Consider the following 19,243-nt stretch of genomic DNA (forward strand, 5'->3'; position numbering starts at 1 on the left):
AAGCTGTATTTAGCATGCTACTCTGCACGTTCCAACTCTGTAAGTTGATATACTCGTTGCTGCTCCAGAAAGGACATGACTCCTGCCTTCTCCCTGAACTGTTCCATATCATCACTATAGTGCATTAGATGAATCCGTTCTTGAAGAGATGGCGCCAAGCTTAGCAGCTCGTCCAATGTCGTATGGACTTCTCCAGCGCCTTGTAATTGAACCTCATGGAGAATACTCCGACATCCTCGTTCATGCACCAGATGATGAAGCAAATCAGGGTCAAAAACCATATCTGCACTATAAAAAAGGCGGTCATTAATGAATATGGAATAACTGTTTTTACCAGGAATATGCCTTGTAGGGATTAGCTCCACCTGAATACCGGATACTAATGTAGTGGGTACACCAGGCGTTATTACGTTTACCTCGAATACATCTTCAAGCTTGTCAATCATACCCTGCTGTGACATTCCACCCTTGAGTGTATGCTCCCATAAAGGGTAAATTAGTGGTTCGGCAATATAAAGTAGAGGCTTGCGACGATGGAGAATGTTCATTTGAAAACCGAATTCCTCCAAACCTCCGACATGATCTGCGTGAATATGTGTGATTAAAATTGCGTCAATATCAGGCAAAGGGACGCCCATTTGGTGTAATGCTAAAGAAGCGGTTGTACCGCAATCGATCAGCAGTTTGCCTTCTCCGCTGTCCAGCAGCGCGTTGTTGTTGTAATAATGCTTGGCAAACGCACTGCCTGTGCCAAGCATTTGTATCGTTAGGCTCATTATGGATTTATCCTCCAGACTTTGTGTACTAGGACATTCTACAGTCGATTTTATCACCTATGCTACCGGAACTAAAGATTTGGCTCCTTATGTAAAAACTTTGGACAATTTGTGAAACACAGCGCAACTTGTGCGGCTGAGCTAGGTATAAATGTACGACAGAAGGTTTTAAACAGATGACGATGGAGGGATTAGTAGTTATGAAATGGAGAAGAGTGATGGCCCTGATGATGGCCTTTTCAATAATGGGAGGGACCGCCATTTCGGCGGAATCCGCCAAGGACCAAGTGCAGTTGATTATTAATGGAGAAGTGTCAAAAGATGGTGCAGTTGTCATTGATGGGAAAACCTATGTGCCCATCCGTGATTTTAACGGACTTGTCAATTTTGATCCATCCGGTGGAAAAGTTGTTTTCGACCAGCCTAATGTGCATATGTTCCTGTTCAAAGGAGATACTGTGTTTGGTAACGTGAATAAAGGCAATAAAGTGAAATTTAATGTATTTAGTCAAATTGATACCTTGAAAACAGATATCTCCGGAGTGAAGGTAGCGATCACCGACCCTTCGGGCAACGTGAAGGATATTCAGTCTCAAGATATCAAAGGAGCGCAAAAGGATAACTTCTGGTTCCGTACGAACGACTTTACGTATGATTTCAAAACAGCAGGGAATTACCGGGTTGGTTTCTATATTAAAGAGAGCAAAGACGGCAGCTATACCTTGGTGTCCGAAAAAGTCATTACAGCGATAAATTAGGCATACCACAAATTGACCTGCACCCTTGATCATGTTACGATACGGGGGAAAATAAAACAATTTGAAGGTAGGTATTTCCATGAGTGATCACAAACATGAACACGGTGAAGCCTGCAACCACGATCATGACCACGAACATGAAGAAATGGTTCTTACGCTAACTGATGAAAATGGTAAAGATGTAGAAATGGTGCTGGTAGAGACCTTTGACGTAGAAGATCACATTTATGCTCTTCTGCTTGAGCGAGGCAATCCTGAAGCGGATGGCATTATTCTTCGTATGGAAGAAGAAAACGAAGAAATGGTGCTTTACAATATTGAGGACGAAGATGAGTGGAAACGTGTAGAAGCTGCATATAGCGAGCTTGTTGCCCAATACGAATAGAATTGGATGTAGCAGCTGTATAGCTCTTTAAGAAAAAAAAGCCCCCGAACGGGGGCTTTTTTTCTTGACTATCAACATGTTTTTTAAGCATGTGTAGACAGTTCAATATTATGAAATAGCGTCAGTTTCGACGATAACCTTCACCTGATGTACTGTTCGGTCCTCAGGTCCTTTAACAGGCAGGCCTACTTCTACATGATCAACAATATAATCAATATTGTCCTGCGAAATAACTTCTCCTGGCAGTAAGATCGGAATACCAGGTGGATACACATAGATGAATTCTGCAATAATGCGACCTGCAGATTCCTTGAAAGGCACGATTTCCGTATCTCCATAAAAAGCGTCTCTTGGAATGAGGGAGAGCTGAGGGATATCCGGTATCTTTACAACTAGCTCATGCTCCTGACCTGTGGAATAGTGCAGAGAAGCCAGCTCACGCAGAGCTTTCAACAAAATTTCAATTTCCTCTTTGGTATCACCGGGGGTCACCAAACAGAGAATATTGTACATATCGCTAAGCTCAACCTCGATATTGTAGTGATCTCTCAGCCAATTTTCCACATCGTATCCGGTAAGGCCCAAATGGCGGATATGAACCGTAATTTTGGTTGGATCATAATCATAGGTGGCTTCCGTGCCAAGAATTTCGCTGCCAAAGCAATATAGCCCTTCAATCTTGTTGACCTCTGAACGACAATATTCAGCCAATTCCAGAGCACGTTGTGCAATTTCATGACCGTTAAGGGCCAAATTACGTCGGGATGTGTCCAAAGAAGCCAGCAGAATATACGAAGTCGACGTTGTTGTCAGCATACTAAAAATCGTTTGTACACGCTGTGGGTTAACGTATCCGTTTTTCGTATTTACATTCAGAATTGAGCTTTGAGTCAAGGAACCACCCAGCTTGTGAACGCTTGTAGCTGACATGTCTGCTCCCGCCTCCATGGCGGACATCGGTAGATCAGAGTGAAAATGAATCAGTACTCCATGAGCCTCATCGACCAGGACCGGCACATTATAGCTGTGAGCGAGATCTACGATTTCCTTCAAATCGGCGCACACACCGTAATATGTCGGGTTGATAACAAGGACGCCCTTGGCGTCAGGGTGACGTTCCAATGCCCGGCGTACGGACTTGGTTGTAACCCCGTGGTGAATACCGAGATTCTCATCACTGACTGGAGAAATAAATACCGGCTTTGCACCAGCAAAGATAATGGCAGACATTATAGATTTGTGTATGTTTCGGGGTACAATAATTTTATCACCAGGTATGCAAATCGACATAATCATGGTGATGATGGCTCCGCTTGTCCCCTGTACACTGTAGTACGTATAATCAGCTCCGAAGGCCTCTGCTGCAAGCTTTTGAGCTTCTTCGATGACGCCTGATGGCTGATGCAGATCGTCCAATGGAGCGATGTTGATCATATCTATGGAAAAGGCATTATCCCCCATAAATTCGCGAAATTCCGAATCAGCTCCCACTCCCTTTTTATGGCCTGGGATGTGAAATTGAACCGGGTTGCTCTGAGCATGCTTTTTCAAAGCAGTAAAAAGCGGGGTGTTGCTTTGATTCATTAGTGTTGTCACAACCTTTCGTGCAGGATTTCGACAATCCTGTGCAAGTGATAATAGAACAAAATTGAGTATAGCAGTTTGAAGTAGGAATGCAAGCGATTGAGGGCGCATTTATTTGCGAAAGAGTGGAGTAGGCTGAGAACCCGGTCTATACAGCCAAAAAACGAAGGTGGAGGAAGTGGATTAGATGAGGCAAATAGGAAGAAAAAAAGCTTCGCAACGGTGGTGGACTCCTTTTTTTACCAAATTGTGGATTTTGGTATTTCTGGTCGAATTTATGAAAGGATCTCTTCTGGTATCCATCCTGCCGGTATATATGGGAGAAACGCTTGGTTTGTCGGCCGGGATTATTGGTTTGGCCTTTTCACTTCAGTATTTTGGAGACAATGCGTTCCGGGCACCGGCGGGCTGGATGGCTGAGCGGCTCGGCTACCGTGGAACGATGTCGACCGCACTGTTGTTTACGCTTGTAGCGATTATTATGCTGAGCGTATTGACAGATCCCGTGTGGCTCGTCGTTGCGTGTCTGCTGCTCGGTCTGGGTACTTCTCCGCTCTGGCCTTGTGTTATGACCGGAACGACCGAAATGTCCGGACCTAATAACAGCAATGGCGCGGCGATGGGCACACTGGAAATTGCGTCTATGGGTGGAACGGGATTGGGTCCGCTCATTATGAACTTTGCCATATCCCACTATGGGCACTCTTACGGCATGGTGTTCATGATTTTGATAGGATGCAGTATTGTATTGTTGTTGGTTGCTCTTATGCTGCCAGGACCGAAAAGGTCTCCTGATAAAGGTGACCTCGAACAGAGCGCTCTAGTGTCGTCTGATGGGTACACAAAGCAGAAACAGCAAATTCTGAAAGGAATCCAGGAGACGATCGCTGTGCTCAAAACAAAGCTTAACGTCAATCCGTTAATTTACCCGGCGCTATTTTTGCAGTCTTTTGTTATCGGTTTGATCAGCCCCGTACTGACGCTGTACGCTCGGACGGACCTCGGGATTTCACCAAACCTGTACAGCGTGCTTCTGATTGCAGGCGGTGGGGTGACTGTGCTGGCACTGATCCCTTGTGGCAAGTTGGTCGACAGACTTGGAACGGAGTATTTTCTACATGTTGGCTTTTTGCTAGCCGGAATTACGCTGTTTTTCTTCTCAATCGTTCGATCTATTCCGCTGGTGTTTGTATCCGTGGCGCTTATCGGTTTGGGATATGCGCTCATTTTGCCTGCATGGAACACCTTTCTTGCCCGATTGATTCCGGAAAGCGAGCGAGCAACGGTGTGGGGCTTTTTTTTAACACTTCAAGGCTCCGGCATGGTTATAGGCCCGCTCGTTTCAGGAGTGCTATGGGACCGTGTCGGACACACCGCTCCATTTATCATCAGTGGGGTCGTGATGCTGCTCATGTTTGGCTGCCACCTGGCTCTGGCGCGCAATCCACGCAGGAAGACTGTGGAGGCCTGAACAGCGCCTTGAAAAGCGGCGAGGGCTACTCTTTCGGGAAAGACATTCGGTACAGCGGCAGCAAATGCTCAAAGGTAGAACGCACTGCCTGTAATAATGCAGCCCCGTCGCTGGCAAGTGGATCTTCTCGGTCAATACGGATTCCACACATGACCTCCGCTTTTTTTACCTGTTGCAGCTTATGGATGATCGTTTGAAAATCTTCATTATCCATATGTTGTTGTTCTGTGCCTTCCGGAGCCATATGATCCATGGACCAGTAAAAATGATCAGGCAGGTTAGAGCGCACATCGCTCAGATTGGCTTCGAGTGCCTGGGCAAATGTAGCTTTGTTAGGACTTTCATAAATAATTGCAAAAATAACGAATAGGTGGGAAGCGAACATACCTACCTCAAAATGCGGCAGCGCCTTGTACCCGCGCTTATTTGCCGCCCAGGCTACCCAAGTATCTTTGGGGGGATTGACTTTGCGTCGTGCATGCTTGGCGACGTGAACGTGCATAGGCTCTCCACATAAGTCCGTCAGAAATGGGGCTAATTCCTCGCCAATTACCTCCAGCTTGGGCCGAACCTGCTGAATCAGCACTTCCATACGAGGCTCCAATCCCGGTATTTCAAAAACATCGAAGTCCTTTGCAGTAAATCCACTAAATGTCATTCCTTTTCCTCCTGTAACTGGGTTAAGCCATAACGTGTGGCGTAATATGTCCAATTATAGCATAATGCCGCTGGGCTTGGCCGACTTTAGACTAGGTTTGAAACAAGCATATAAGGCAAAAGTAGGATTGTTCGCTGTTACTCATAAAAATAGGTCAAATAACCAAGTACCCTTACATAAAATGAAGTATAAAATAGAGCAAGGGAAGATCAAGCGGGAAAGCCGCAGGCTTGCTGTAGCCGGACTTCTTGAATCGGACTTGAAAAAGGAGGGAATGCCGTGAACAAGGGCTGTGAGGTAGAATATTGCAATCTAGAGCTCCGGTTTAGCCGTCGGCATATCCATAATCTGATCAAGGATTTGATATCGGAAGGGTATTCGCTGTACTGGAGCGAGGATGAGTCGTACCTGGTTTTGTCGGTGAGAACCGGGCGCAAGCTGGTGAAGCTCCGGTTTCAACAGCTGCGCACAGGACACTACAAGTTGGCTGGAGATTATGTAATCCGCGATGCCAAGCTGGCTGAGTGGTTGGAGAAGCTGATTGGAAGCACCCGAGGTCATGCCATTGTCAAAAGAGTCAAGGATCATCATATTTTGGTAGAAAATATTTTGTTTGGTGAGGTCATTCGTCTGGTCGAGGTTACAGGCTTTAAGCAGCGTGTCATTTATCAGAAGGGGCCGGTGCTGTCCGCACAGGAAATGGAGGATATGTACGCTTCCAATGAAGGAGAAACCCGACTGCTGCTGCTTAAAATGGAAGTGGACGATGAATTGGAGAAGCTGTTCATAGCGATGACAGACGGAGATAAGGCTAAAATCGGGAATTGCCATGAACGCCTGCAAACGCTATCCCACCAACTACTGATGATGGAAGCGTAGTACATCTGAACACCTCATGTAAATGAGGTGTTTTGATCTGTGAATAGACAGGGGTTCACTTCTTACATCAAAAACGTTAAAATAGAAGTGCACGTGTTCCGATTCACATAAAGTGTAATGCGGTAAAGCGGCGATATAGAAGACAAAATATGTTGCAAAGGATGAGGAACCAGATGGCAAAACAGCAAATTGGTGTGATCGGCCTGGCGGTAATGGGTAAGAATTTAGCCCTTAACATTGAGAGCAGAGGCTTCACCGTCTCGGTTTTTAACCGCTCTCCAGAAAAAACGCACGATCTTATCAAAGAAGCAGAAGGTAAAAAACTGACGGGTACTTTCTCTATTGAAGAATTTGTGAACTCATTGGAATCCCCCCGTAAAATCCTGATCATGGTTCAAGCTGGTAAAGCAACAGATGCCACGATTGAACAGCTTGTGCCTCATCTGGACAAGGGCGACATTATTATAGACGGAGGCAATGCCTACTTCCCTGATACACAGCGCCGCAGCAAGGAGCTGGAGGAAAAAGGACTTCGCTTTATTGGTACAGGCGTATCCGGTGGTGAAGAAGGTGCCTTGAATGGTCCTGCTATCATGCCGGGTGGACAAGAAAGTGCCTATAAACTGGTAGAGCCGATTCTAACGGCAATCTCTGCTAAAGTGGAAGGCGACCCTTGCTGTACATATATCGGTCCTGACGGTGCTGGTCACTATGTAAAAATGGTGCATAACGGTATCGAGTACGGCGACATGCAATTGATCGGTGAAGCGTATCACTTGTTGAAATCAGTCCTGAATGTGAATGCGGAAGAGCTTCATGAAATCTTCACGGAATGGAATAAAGGGGAACTGGACAGCTACCTAATCGAAATTACAGCTGACATTTTCTCCCAGTACGATACTGAAACAGGCAAGCCAATGGTAGACGTTATCTTGGATGCTGCTGGTCAAAAAGGTACAGGTAAATGGACAAGCCAAAGCGCGCTGGATCTGGGTGTGCCATTGTCCATGATTACCGAATCCGTATTCTCCCGCTTCTTGTCTGCTATGAAAGACGAGCGCATTGCGGCAAGTAAAGTGCTGAGCGGTCCTAATGCTGAGTCCTTCAGCGGCGACAAAAAAGAATTTATTGAAAGTGTACGTAAAGCACTGTTTGCAAGTAAAATCGTGTCCTATGCTCAAGGTTTCGCTCAAATGCGTGCAGCTTCCGATGAATATGATTGGGATTTGAAATACGGAAAAATCGCTATGATCTTCCGCGGCGGTTGCATTATCCGCTCGCAATTCCTGCAAAACATCAAGGATGCATATGACCGCGATCCTGCCTTGAAAAACCTGTTGCTGGATTCTTACTTCAAAAATGTAGTTGAAACGTATCAAGATGCATGGCGTCAAGTGATTTCCGTGGCTGTATCCCAAGGTATTCCAGTGCCTGGCTTCTCCAGCGCGCTTGCATACTATGACAGCTACCGCACTGAGCGTTTGCCAGCAAATCTGCTGCAAGCACAGCGTGACTACTTCGGTGCCCATACGTTCAAACGTGTGGACAAAGAAGGCGTATTCCATCATCAATGGTTCTAATGAACGGACGGATATGCATGAATAGCATCATGTAATACAACGGAAGCTTTTTTGCCCTATGGGTAGAAGAAGCTTCCGTTTTTTAATTTATAATTATGGATACGATTATGATGGCAGTAGAGGATTGTGTAATCTTTTGGCGCTATGGTATGATAGGGACAAAATATTTTAATGCATTACCGCGTCTAAGCTTTGAGTCAAAACAAAAAAGACGAGAAGGTTCCCGTCTCTTTTGTTAAGTAGGTTTCTATTGCTCCTGTGACCATTGCAGCATGCCGCCAGTCATGTTAGTACAGCCTTCATAACCTAGCTGCTGTAGATATTCGCAGGCTCGTTCACTGCGGTAACCGCTCCGGCAAATAAAGATAATTTCACCGGTGCGTTCAATTTCTTCAAGACGACCCGGAAGCTGTCCGAGCGGAATGTGCTTGGCACCTTCAATCATGCCTTCCGCTACTTCTTCCGCTTCGCGGACGTCGATTAATTGCAATTGCTCTCCTGCTTGCAGACGTGCGTGCAACTCAGAAGGTTCAATCAGGGCGATTTGCGTCATGCCGGACCTCTTTTCTGATATATATTGGGTGCTACGTATGTTTTTGACGTGTGCAAAATGTCACACACACTCTATGTATGATAGCTAAGCTATCTCTAGGCTGTCAATCGGCTTAATCCTAAAGGCAGATAAAGATTAATTAACCGACGGAATTCAACTTGGGGGACCTAGATTAATATTTCTTATTTTTTGGGTGGAGAAATGAATGCTACAACTTGTATAATTAACGTAAAATAGGATGGTTTGAATCGAAAAGGAGCATGTACATTATGGATGTTATCGTTAGACCTACCCCTTCCTTGCAAGGAGAGATTGGGGCCCTGTCCTCCAAAAACTACACTACTCGTTATCTGCTCACTGCGGCACTTGCTGAGGGACAAAGTACCATTTATTATCCAGCCCATAGTGAAGACAGTGATGCTATGCGACGTTGTATCGCCGATCTGGGTGCAGTACTGGAAGAGGATGATGAAAAAATAGTGATTACAGGTTTTGGTAGCCATCCTCAAGCTGTGAAGGAATTGAATGTGGGAAACGCAGGAGCGGTGCTCCGTTTTTTGATGGGTATTGCATCTCTATGTCCGGATGTTACATTTGTTAATACATACCCCGACTCATTGGGCAAGAGACCACATGATGATTTAATCGATGCACTGGGGCAACTGGGCGTGAAAGTAGATCATCGTGAAGGTAAGTTGCCCATTCGTATTCAGGGTGGTCAGGCGAAGGGCGGTAAAATTCAGGTATCCGGCTCGGTTAGCTCACAATATTTGAGCGCCCTGCTATTCCTTACGCCTTTACTGGAGGAAGACAGTGAAATCGAAGTGCTGCATGATTTGAAATCCAAGGTGGTCATTGGGCAGACCCTGGAGGTATTGCAAGAGGCTGGTATTATCATTCATGCAAGCGATGATTACATGTCTTTCCGTGTCCCGGGGCGGCAATCCTACCAGCCACGTACGTATACGGTACAGGGAGACTATCCAGGGAGTGCAGCGGTGCTGGCGGCGGCTGCAGTAACGAATTCCGATGTTACCATCCATCGTCTTAAAGAGCAGAGCAAACAGGGAGAACGCGCTATTGTAGATGTGCTGCGTATGATGGAAGTGCCACTGACACATGAGAACGATACCGTCGTTGTGAAGGGCAATGGCCGATTGAAAGCTGTTGAGTTTGACGGTGATGCTGCAACAGACGCTGTGCTTGCAATGGTGGCTGCGGCTGTATTTGCTGAAGGCACGTCCCGTTTTTATAACGTGGAGAATTTACGGTATAAGGAATGTGACCGCATTACCGATTATTTGAATGAGCTGACCAAGGCTGGTGCTCGGGTAGAAGAACGTCAAGCAGAAATTATCGTACATGGCAGACCGGAGGGTGTCGAAGGTGGCGTGGAAATTAACGCGCACTTTGATCACCGTGTTATTATGGCCTTGACGATTGTAGGTTTGCGCGCACAGAAGCCGCTAGTAATCAAGGATGCACATCATGTCGCCAAATCGTATCCGCAGTATTTTGACCATCTAACGACGCTTGGTGCTTCTGTAGAATGGGTAAAATAAAAACAAACGAAGATGCGAATAGGAGGGAACAGAATGGCTTTTGAAAATCCGTCAAGAGAAGAGATTAAAAGCATTTTGGAACAAGTAGGCAATATTGCGGTTGTTGGTTTGTCTGATAAATCGGACCGTACCTCATACATGGTTTCTTATGCCATGCAGAAGCGGGGATACCGGATTATTCCAGTTAACCCTGCGGCGGCAGGGCAAACGATTCTTGGGGAGACTTGTTATGCCAGTCTTGCTGAAGTACCTGAGCCTGTGGAGCTGGTCAATGTATTCCGCCGCAGTGAATACTGTGCAGAGGTTGCGCGTGAAGCAGCTACTATTGGAGCTAAGATTTTGTGGCTTCAACAGGGAATTATAAGCCAGGAAGCCGCTGACATTGCGCAGGAGCATGGAATGACGGTTATTATGGATCGTTGCATTAAGGTGGAGGACTCAGTGACCCAAGCTGTACGTAAAGGATAAACATGGATCAGTGATCTGTGCTATACGCAGATGAATAAAAACCTTCTTCCCTTGCTTCACAGGGTTGAAGGTTTTTGGTGCGAAACGAGGAATATGGTACAGTATATTATACTTTCATGAATCCATATAATGTATGTATGTCTTGATGATGAAATAGCTCTAAACGAATTCATAGTGTTATCTGTTGTGATGATAAAGTTTTTGACCTGTAGTAGCGTAAATAAATATTTTGGCAGATGGAATCATTGCTTTGACAAAAGTATTTATTCGGCTTACCATCAGGGATAGAAAGGAGAGGAATGCCATGAATTGGCTCGGATCCTTACAACAGCTCGGTCGTGCTGTCATGCTCCCGACGATGGTGCTACCAGCCGCTGCAATATTGCTAAGTCTCGGCAGCCTTCCTTGGTCCACATGGGGATTCCCTATGGTGTCTGATATGGCAAATGCGGCTGGACACGGGATTTTTTATTTTTTGCCATATTTATTTGCGGTTGGTGTTGCCCTGGGTATGTCGAATCAGGCAGGTCAGGCGGGACTGGCAGCATTGGCTGGTATGGCTATATACGATCAGGTCACATTGAGATTTGGAAACGGACTCATTCAACCGGCGACGCTCATTGGTATCATTTTGGGGGTCATTTCAGGGGTGGCCTATAATCGCTTCAAAAGCATCAAATTGCCCGAGGTGCTTCAATTTTTTGGAGGTACCCGATTTGTTCTGCTGCTTATTGGTCTCTTCTCGGCTGTGTTTGCAGGACTCATGCTAATTATTGCCCCACTCATACAGAGAGGGCTGCAATTTATAGTAGGTCTGGAATCAAGCTTGGGCGGCTTTGGACTGTTTATCTACGGTATTCTATACCGGTTGCTGGCGGCCTTTGGTCTTCACCATCTGCTTAATAATATTTTTTGGTTTCAACTGGGTACATATAAAACGCCGTCTGGCAACGTTGTACAGGGCGATTTACCCCGGTTTTTTGCTGGCGATCCGACAGCGGGCTATTTCATGTCCGGGTTGTTCCCCATTATGATGTTTGCCATCCCTGCCATTGCGCTGGCGATCATTCAGGAAGCGCGTGAAGATTTGAAGCCAAAGGTGCAAAAAACATTTTTGACAGCTGCGCTTGTTTGCTTTTTTACTGGAGTGTCGGAACAGATTGAGTTTGCCTTTTTGTTTGCTGCTCCTTATTTGTTCCTCGTTCATGCAGTTATGTCTGGGCTGGCCATGTGGCTTACCTTTGAGCTGGATATTCATCACGGATTTTCCTATTCGGCGGGTTTTATAGATTATGTCCTTAATTTTCATCTCTCACATAACGCCTGGTTGTTAATTCCAGTGGGGGTGGCGTACGGGCTTGTGTATTATGTACTGTTTCGATGGGCTATCCGGCGGTTCCGTATTCCAACTCCTGGGCGCGAGGAAGGTTCAGTTCTGGAGGATTGGGCCGGCAATATTCCTTATAGTGCTCCGCTTATTTTGGAAGCACTTGGCGGGAAGGAAAATATTGTGCAGGTAGAGGCCTGCATCACACGTTTGCGGCTGACCGTCCACAATGACAGGCTGATTGATACCGGAGCGATGAAGGCTTTGGGATCGGCCGGACTTATCAATCTGGGTGGGGGTAATTTGCAGGTTGTATTCGGAACGTATTCAGAACTGATTCGTGAGGAAATCGCGAAGCTGATGGAGCGTGATCTCCCTCAAATTTTGTTCAACGCTCCTGTACATGGAAAAATGCTACCGATTCATGAAGTGCCTGACAAAATTTTTGCGACGAAGCTGGTCGGGGACGGTGTTGCTTTTGTTCCTGAACGCGGTGAACTTGTTTCTCCGGTGTATGGTACTGTGATGCATTTGTATCCGACTATGCACGCTTTAGGCATCTCCACACGAGAAGGACTTGAAGTTCTACTTCACATCGGGATTGATACTTCACAGCTAAAAGGGAATTTTACTGCTATGGTAGAAGCAGGCGATACGGTGGAACCGGGGCAATTGCTGATCAAATTTGATTTGCAGGCGCTGCGAGAGCAAGCTCCATCGCTGGTGACTCCTATGGTCATCACGAATCCGGATCGCGTCAAGTCGTGGAGCTTTGCTCCGTTTAAAACAGTGAAAAAAGGTCAGGCCTCGGTAATGTCCGTTGTGCTGCATGACAGGAATGTTGGAGGGGTAGAAACATGATAGAAGGCATCGGCGCCGCAGCAGGTGTGGCAATCGGGAAGGCATTTGTCCTGCCGAGCTGGGAGTGGGATTTACCTGATCAAAAAATGGATGCGGTAGATCTTGCAAAGGAATTTGAACGTTTGTATGAAGGGATACGCACATCCAAAAGTGAAATCCAGTTTATTAAGGATGAGTTTCGAGAGATGGTGGGGCCAGAAGAATCCAGCATCTTTGATGCTCATCTTGCGATATTGGAAGATCCGGAATTCATGAATGAAATTCGTGGAATTATTGAGCGTCAGTACAAGGCGGCCGAGGTGGCCGTGAAGGAAGCCATTGATCATTTTGTGACAATGTTTGATTTACTGGACGATGAATATATGAAGGAGCGGGCAATTGATATCAAAGATGTGGGGAACCGGTTGCTCAAGCATTTGCTAGGTGCACCGGAGGTGACTCTTCCCAAGGACACACAGCCCTATATTCTGGTAGCCAAGGAGCTTTCACCCTCCCAATCGGCACACTTGAATCCTAGCTATGTTTTAGGGATTGTAACTATGAATGGTGGTAAAACTTCGCATTCTGCGATCATGGCCCGTGCACTTGGTATTCCACTTGTTTCAGGACTGGAGAGCAATCTGAATTTGCCCGTTCAAACGGGAGACATGATGGTTGTGGACGGAGACCTGGGCAAAGTTTATGTGAATCCGGAAAAAACGGTAACTGATCATTATAAAATTTTGCGCGACGAGCAGCGACGCAGAAAAGAGCAGCTTCAGGTACTTGCTTCTGTAGATGCCGTGACCAAGGATGGAACCACTCTGAGGCTGGCGGCCAATATTAGTTCGATTAAAGAGCTGGAGGCGGCTTTGAAGCATGGCGCTCAAGGTGTAGGACTGTTCCGCACGGAATTTTTATACATGGATCGCAAATCTGCTCCAGATGAAGAGGAACAGTATGAAGTATATCGGCTGATAGCGGAAAAGGCAGGAAACCACTCCGTAGTCATCCGTACATTGGATATCGGTGGAGATAAGCCGTTGGACTATCTTCAACTACCAGAGGAAGAAAATCCTTTTCTAGGTTACCGTGCTATACGGATCAGTCTGGATTGGAAGGAATTGTTTAAAACCCAGTTGACTGCAATTTTGCGAGCCAGTGCAATGGGAAATATCAAGGTAATGTATCCGATGATTTCATCCGTGGAGGAGGTCCGCCAGGCAGATGCTCTTTTGAAGGAGGCTATGGCGGATTTGGATGCAAGAGGACTTGCCTATAATCCGAACATTCAGCGAGGAATTATGATTGAGGTACCGGCTGCGGCGATGATCGCTGATCTATTGGCAGCTGAAACAGATTTTTTTAGTATCGGAACGAATGATCTGGTTCAGTATGTGCTGGCTGTAGACCGTATGAATGAGCAGATTGCACATATGTACCATCCATACCATCCAGCTGTACTTCGAATGCTGCGCATGACTGCACAAGCGGCACATCAAGCGGGAATTGATGTGAGTGTATGTGGTGAGATGGCTGGAGATGAACGGTCCGTTCCTCTTTGGCTGGAACTGGGGATACATCAACTCAGCATGTCTCCCCAATCATTATTGCGGGTCAAGCATCGTGTGCTGAATACGACTGCATCTGAGGCAAAGACAGTCGCTCAGGTTTGCTTTGGCATGTCCACTGGTGCAGCGATCGAAGACAAGCTCACTGCAGCTAATGTCAGCTGCACTCCGGCCGGGCCTGGACGGCAGTAATATGTAATGTCCGTATACATCTTCAGGAGGAGCCGAACTCCGTACTGTTAGGTTTGTCGTAGCAAACCATAATGGCGTAGCATGGTTTAGATGAAAAAGAACCTTCAAAACCATGAATAAAGTGGTTTTGAAGGTTCTTTTTTTCATCTTGTTGACAACCTCTTGTGATTATGGAAAATTCATAATTAGCAATTATCCTGATTCCATTAGATTGGGTTATTCAAGCCCTGAGTGTCAGGACTTATTCTCTTATTTCCGGGTGTTATCTGCTAACAAATCGCAGAACGCTTTTCCGTAAGGTGGAAGATCAGGTGGCCGACGAGCAGATACAATATGTCCATCCGTTACAACTGCCTCATCCTTCCAAATAGCTCCTGCATTCTCCATATCATCACGAATACCTGGTGTGGAGGTTACCGTAACACCATCCAAAATTTTAGCAGAGATCAGTACCCAGCCTGCATGGCAGATTTGTCCAATCGGCTTATGAGCAGCATGAAACTCCTGTACGAGTTGGATTACTTTGGGATAGCGGCGCAGTTTATCAGGTGCCCAACCGCCAGGGACGAGAATCCCGTCATAATCACTGCTATTCAGTTCCTCAAAGGCATATTCCGCTTCAGCAGGTACGCCATATTTTCCAATATATTTTTTACCCTTTTCCGCACCGGCTAAATGCACTTCTGCGCCTTCTTCACGAACACGGTAAATCGGATACCACAGCTCCAGATCCTCGAATTCCTCATCCACTAGGGCGATAACCTTTTTTCCGGCAAGTCTTGACATCCAACCATCCTTTCGTGCGTCACATGATGACACCTCTGTTTTGTAATCTGTACTTTTACATCTTAAGAAAAAGAACGCCCGAAGTCCATTCCTTCGCAGATTCTTATGTTAGTAGTCTGCTCTTTAACAGCAATTGTCGTCAATTTCCGACCCGCCAAAGCTTTGGTAATTTGTTCATAGCTGCAATCTGTGGAAGGATTTGAGGTCCCAAAGTCGAAATAAAACAAGGTATGATAGATTTAATGGAGTTAACAAATATTTATTAGACTAGTAGATAGATATATTTGGATTCTGACGAGATCCTCGTATAGTTTGATCCTACGTAATGAGGTGGTTAAATGCATAAGCAATGTCAATGTGGCAAACCGATGGGACTGGAACTGCGAAAGGTAATCTATGCGGGCAAGGTTGAAATTTTGCACGTCCCTGTATTCTCATGCTCGTCATGCTTTTCCAGTGAGGTTTTGCAGCATGTGACGAAAGACATTAAGGCACTATTACAAAGTCTAGGGAGCAAACCTACGGCACGGAGAATATCTTTTGCTCGCAACAATGAACTGGCAGAAATCATTCGCAAGCTTGTACTGGAGGAAGCGGACAATCCCAATGTGGATTGGCAATCTGCTTTGGAGGAGCGGATGGAGCTTCGAATTAATCTCTTATTGGATCTTTATCGCTATGCGAGAAGTCTGGGAGACGAAGATTGGATGAATGATGTAGAGAGAAAATTGGTTCAATTATCCGGTTTTACCAGTGAATCGGTATTTACGAATACAAAAAACTAAAAAATATGAAAATTTTCATGGTCACCATTGGATTTTACATGTTCTTTTTGTTACGATGAGAATAGGCCATACGACAAGACACAGAAAGGAATGTATATCCAATGGCGACGATGACAAAAATGACTACTGTTCAACAATTAAATACGGCTCTGGAAGCGTCATCAGACAAGCCGTTGCTTCTCTTTAAACATAGCACACGTTGTCCGATAAGTGCAGGCGCATATCAGGAAGTGGAGTCCTATTTGCATGGCGCTCCCAACGAAAATATTGAATACGGTATCATTTATGTAGTAGAAGATCGGCCGGTGTCCAATGAAACCGCGGACAGGCTTCAGGTGAAGCATGAATCCCCGCAGGCCATTTTAATCAAGGACGGAGAGGCTGTTTGGCATACATCCCATTCGAATATTACAGCCCGTGCACTCCACGATCATCTCACATAGATAAATGTGTGCTGTCGTTGCATAAAGTAGTATTTTGTCGTATCATGGTTCTAATTAGTTGATCTAGGATTCGGTTGAAAATTTATTGGCAATGGAGAGAAGGAATGTGACGGTAACGATCTATGATGTAGCTCGCGAAGCTGGTGTCTCAATGGCCACAGTGTCCCGCGTAGTTAACAATAATCCTAATGTGAAACCTCAGACCCGCAAGAAAGTGTACGAAGCGATTGAACAATTGGGATATCGTCCAAATGCGGTCGCTAGAGGTCTGGCCAGCAAGAAGACAACGACCGTCGGCGTGGTTATACCGGATATATCGAACTCAATTTTTGCAGAAATTGCGCGCGGTATTGAAGATATAGCGAATATGTATCACTATAATATTATTTTGTGTAATGCCGACAAGCGAAAAGAAAAAGAGATTCGTGTCATCAACACATTGCTTGAAAAGCAAGTGGATGGTCTTCTGTTCATGGGTGGTACAGTAACGGACGAGCATATTCAGGCGTTCCATACAGCTGCGGTCCCTATTGTTCTATGTGCAACGAGTGATGAAAAAGGAAGCTATCCTTCGGTCGATATCGACCATGAAGCCGCTGCTTATGATGCAGTAAACACGTTGATCCGCCATGGACACCGTCAAATCGCAATGATCAGTGGTACTCTTCAAGACCCTGCAAACGGCTATGCACGTTTCCAAGGTTACAAGAGAGCACTGGAAACAGCCGGAATTGATTATCAGGAGGATCTCGTGCGAATCGGGAACTACCGTTATGAATCCGGTGTCGAAGCAATGAAATATTTTCTCGGCCTAAAGAAGAAGCCAAGTGCAATTTTTGCTGCTACGGATGAAATGGCAATTGGTGCAATCCACAGTATTCAGGATGAGGGATTGAAAGTTCCTGATGATTTTTCGGTAATCAGTGTCGACAATATTCGTATGGCCTCTATGGTTCGTCCTCAGCTGACAACCGTCGCGCAACCGATGTACGATTTGGGTGCGGTAGCGATGCGTTTGCTGACCAAGCTGATGAAAAAGGAAAACGTGGAGAACCCTCGCGTTATTTTGCCGCATGAAACTATTTTGCGGTTGTCAGTTAATTATTTAGACTAGACGCAGTGCTGAATAGGATATACCTTCGATGAAAGCTCCTTTGATGGAGCTTTTTTCGCGGATATAAAGCTTCTTATGGACATCATCATCAAACCAAGAATAGAGGGATGCGTAATGAGCCGACTTTACGGATTAATGGGTGCTATGGATGAAGAAATTGAATTGCTGCTGGCAGCGATGACGGAAGCAAGCAAGACGGTCAAGGCTGGAATCACGTACACTACAGGAATCATTCACGGGCAAAGAGTCGTTGTCTGCAAATCCGGTGTAGGCAAGGTTAATGCTGCGGTAACAACACAAATCCTGATTGATCATTTTGGTGTGGAACAGATTATATTTACGGGAGTGGCAGGGGCCGTTCATCCCGATTTAAACATTGGGGATATTGTCATCTCATCAACATGTATGCAGCATGATATGGATGTAACGCCTTTAGGTTATGCCAGAGGAGTCATTCCTTATCAGGACACCTCAGAGTTTGTGGCTAATCCTGAGCTTGTAAGTCTAGCTGAGCAAGCCTGCAAATCGTTTGGCGATCGTTATATTGTCGGCAAGGTGCTTTCTGGCGATCAATTTGTTGCAAGTCGTGAGTTAGTGACTGCATTGCATCAGGAAATGGACGGTGCTTGTACCGAAATGGAAGGTGCAGCTGTGGCTCAGACAGCTCATATGAACGCTGTGCCTTATGTTGTCCTACGGTCTATGTCAGATAAGGCTGATGGATCGGCTCACGTTAATTATGCTGAATTTACGGTAGAAGCTTCACATCGTTCGCATCGTATTGTGGAGTTCATGCTCAAGCATTTGGGCTAATGGTATAATTTTTTAATACATGAATCTTCGGACAAACCGGATATGGTCAAACTGCTCCTGTGATGCAAGGGGCACATCCTTTCCCATTCGTACCATCAGACAGTTAGCAGGATGTGAACATATTTCAGGATCATCAGTGGCGTACCAGACCATATCTACAGTTTTCATCAGACGTTCCATCATGCGGCGGTATTCCCACACGGAGAGACCGCTGCCTTTTAAATCCCAATGCCAATAGTATTCGGTCGTAAAAATAATATAGGATTCAAGCTGGCCGTCCTCAAAGGCAATCCGAATCATTCGGCTACCCAGGCCCAGACCACGATAGTCATCGGCTACCTCAACAGCTCCAAGTTCCAGTAAATCCTTCATGCCAGCTTCCGACCAGCGCTCCATCTCATCTGGGTAATGAAAAGTAACATATCCCAGGAGAGTTTCCCCGTTGTGGGCAATGATAATTCTGCCTTCTGGCAGTTCCGAAATATCCACTAATGCATCGAACTGTTCCTTTGGTTTGCGAAAGGCATCTAATTGCTTGTGCATTTGAAATGAACGCAGTTGATCCGCGGATACGGGGCCTTCTACATAGATTGTTTGTCCGTTATGATCCAGCGTATCCAAGTGGTACAGTTTTAAATGCTGCATGCGTACGCCCTCCTTGTTCGCCATAAGCTCGTTCCTCATATCCCCTACTTATA

The 19,243-nt window shown here is 45.8% G+C and carries 19 protein-coding genes; 13 read left to right on the top strand and 6 right to left on the bottom strand.

The window, feature by feature from the left end:
- Window positions 1-17: 17 nt before the first annotated feature.
- Window positions 18-776 (bottom strand): MBL fold metallo-hydrolase, encoded by a 759-nt coding sequence (locus WA407_RS21925; RefSeq protein ID WP_336078362.1) that lies wholly within the window; start codon window positions 774-776, stop codon window positions 18-20.
- Between the two features lie 200 nt (window positions 777-976).
- Here WA407_RS21925 and WA407_RS21930 point away from each other — a divergent pair, with 200 nt between their 5' ends.
- Complete coding sequence (locus WA407_RS21930; RefSeq protein WP_013310940.1) at window positions 977-1,534, top strand: hypothetical protein; 558 nt, start codon at window positions 977-979, stop codon at window positions 1,532-1,534.
- 79 nt (window positions 1,535-1,613) lie between these two features.
- Entirely contained in the window at window positions 1,614-1,919 is a 306-nt protein-coding gene (locus WA407_RS21935) for a DUF1292 domain-containing protein (protein ID WP_061828984.1), read from the top strand.
- A gap of 108 nt (window positions 1,920-2,027) precedes the next feature.
- Here WA407_RS21935 and WA407_RS21940 read toward each other — a convergent pair whose 3' ends face one another.
- On the bottom strand, window positions 2,028-3,503 hold the full coding sequence (locus tag WA407_RS21940; RefSeq protein ID WP_061828985.1) for an aminotransferase class I/II-fold pyridoxal phosphate-dependent enzyme: 1,476 nt from the start codon (window positions 3,501-3,503) through the stop codon (window positions 2,028-2,030).
- A 187-nt stretch (window positions 3,504-3,690) separates the two neighbouring features.
- On the opposite strand from WA407_RS21940, the gene WA407_RS21945 reads away from it, so the two are divergent.
- Window positions 3,691-4,974, top strand: coding sequence for an MFS transporter (locus WA407_RS21945; protein ID WP_336078363.1), 1,284 nt, complete (start codon window positions 3,691-3,693; stop codon window positions 4,972-4,974).
- 25 nt (window positions 4,975-4,999) lie between these two features.
- Here WA407_RS21945 and WA407_RS21950 read toward each other — a convergent pair whose 3' ends face one another.
- On the bottom strand, window positions 5,000-5,632 hold the full coding sequence (locus tag WA407_RS21950; RefSeq protein ID WP_336078364.1) for a YktB family protein: 633 nt from the start codon (window positions 5,630-5,632) through the stop codon (window positions 5,000-5,002).
- A 279-nt stretch (window positions 5,633-5,911) separates the two neighbouring features.
- Here WA407_RS21950 and WA407_RS21955 point away from each other — a divergent pair, with 279 nt between their 5' ends.
- Window positions 5,912-6,511, top strand: coding sequence for a hypothetical protein (locus WA407_RS21955; protein ID WP_165177417.1), 600 nt, complete (start codon window positions 5,912-5,914; stop codon window positions 6,509-6,511).
- A 173-nt stretch (window positions 6,512-6,684) separates the two neighbouring features.
- Window positions 6,685-8,091, top strand: a complete 1,407-nt coding sequence (gndA, locus tag WA407_RS21960) for an NADP-dependent phosphogluconate dehydrogenase (protein WP_028540540.1) — start codon at window positions 6,685-6,687, stop codon at window positions 8,089-8,091.
- 247 nt (window positions 8,092-8,338) lie between these two features.
- Here the strand turns inward: gndA and WA407_RS21965 are convergent, their stop codons facing one another.
- Window positions 8,339-8,644: a rhodanese-like domain-containing protein gene (locus WA407_RS21965; protein WP_336078365.1), complete on the bottom strand. Its 306-nt coding sequence runs from the start codon at window positions 8,642-8,644 to the stop codon at window positions 8,339-8,341.
- 269 nt (window positions 8,645-8,913) lie between these two features.
- Between WA407_RS21965 and aroA the strand changes: the two genes are divergently transcribed.
- The 4 genes from aroA to ptsP all read left to right on the top strand — a co-directional run bounded on the left by aroA (window position 8,914) and on the right by ptsP (window position 14,604).
- Complete coding sequence (gene aroA, locus WA407_RS21970; RefSeq protein ID WP_061828990.1) at window positions 8,914-10,206, top strand: 3-phosphoshikimate 1-carboxyvinyltransferase; 1,293 nt, start codon at window positions 8,914-8,916, stop codon at window positions 10,204-10,206.
- A gap of 33 nt (window positions 10,207-10,239) precedes the next feature.
- Window positions 10,240-10,674: a CoA-binding protein gene (locus WA407_RS21975; RefSeq protein ID WP_336078366.1), complete on the top strand. Its 435-nt coding sequence runs from the start codon at window positions 10,240-10,242 to the stop codon at window positions 10,672-10,674.
- 304 nt (window positions 10,675-10,978) lie between these two features.
- Window positions 10,979-12,862, top strand: coding sequence for a glucose PTS transporter subunit IIA (locus WA407_RS21980; protein WP_023989337.1), 1,884 nt, complete (start codon window positions 10,979-10,981; stop codon window positions 12,860-12,862).
- Window positions 12,859-14,604: a phosphoenolpyruvate--protein phosphotransferase gene (gene ptsP, locus WA407_RS21985; RefSeq protein WP_254329784.1), complete on the top strand. Its 1,746-nt coding sequence runs from the start codon at window positions 12,859-12,861 to the stop codon at window positions 14,602-14,604. Before WA407_RS21980 ends, ptsP begins: the two co-directional genes overlap by 4 nt.
- Before the next feature lie 249 nt (window positions 14,605-14,853).
- On the opposite strand, the gene WA407_RS21990 is transcribed toward ptsP, so the two are convergent.
- Window positions 14,854-15,390: a type 1 glutamine amidotransferase domain-containing protein gene (locus WA407_RS21990; protein WP_023989335.1), complete on the bottom strand. Its 537-nt coding sequence runs from the start codon at window positions 15,388-15,390 to the stop codon at window positions 14,854-14,856.
- Between the two features lie 338 nt (window positions 15,391-15,728).
- Here WA407_RS21990 and WA407_RS21995 point away from each other — a divergent pair, with 338 nt between their 5' ends.
- The 4 genes from WA407_RS21995 (at window position 15,729) to WA407_RS22010 (ending at window position 18,545) form a co-directional block, all read left to right on the top strand.
- A complete protein-coding gene (locus tag WA407_RS21995) occupies window positions 15,729-16,175 on the top strand; it encodes a hypothetical protein (protein ID WP_165177404.1) in 447 nt (148 codons plus the stop codon).
- Between the two features lie 101 nt (window positions 16,176-16,276).
- Window positions 16,277-16,618 (top strand): bacillithiol system redox-active protein YtxJ, encoded by a 342-nt coding sequence (gene ytxJ, locus WA407_RS22000; protein ID WP_061828995.1) that lies wholly within the window; start codon window positions 16,277-16,279, stop codon window positions 16,616-16,618.
- Window positions 16,619-16,724: 106 nt separating this feature from the next.
- Window positions 16,725-17,732, top strand: a complete 1,008-nt coding sequence (ccpA, locus tag WA407_RS22005) for a catabolite control protein A (protein WP_061828996.1) — start codon at window positions 16,725-16,727, stop codon at window positions 17,730-17,732.
- Between the two features lie 114 nt (window positions 17,733-17,846).
- The gene (locus WA407_RS22010) at window positions 17,847-18,545 is read left to right on the top strand and encodes a 5'-methylthioadenosine/adenosylhomocysteine nucleosidase (protein WP_235309490.1); all 699 of its coding nucleotides are present in this window, start codon (window positions 17,847-17,849) and stop codon (window positions 18,543-18,545) included.
- A 12-nt stretch (window positions 18,546-18,557) separates the two neighbouring features.
- Here WA407_RS22010 and WA407_RS22015 read toward each other — a convergent pair whose 3' ends face one another.
- A complete protein-coding gene (locus WA407_RS22015) occupies window positions 18,558-19,190 on the bottom strand; it encodes a GNAT family N-acetyltransferase (protein WP_061828998.1) in 633 nt (210 codons plus the stop codon).
- Window positions 19,191-19,243 lie beyond the last annotated feature (53 nt).

This window comes from Paenibacillus sp. 203 (assembly GCF_037027525.1).
Taxonomy (GTDB): domain Bacteria; phylum Bacillota; class Bacilli; order Paenibacillales; family Paenibacillaceae; genus Paenibacillus; species Paenibacillus polymyxa_B.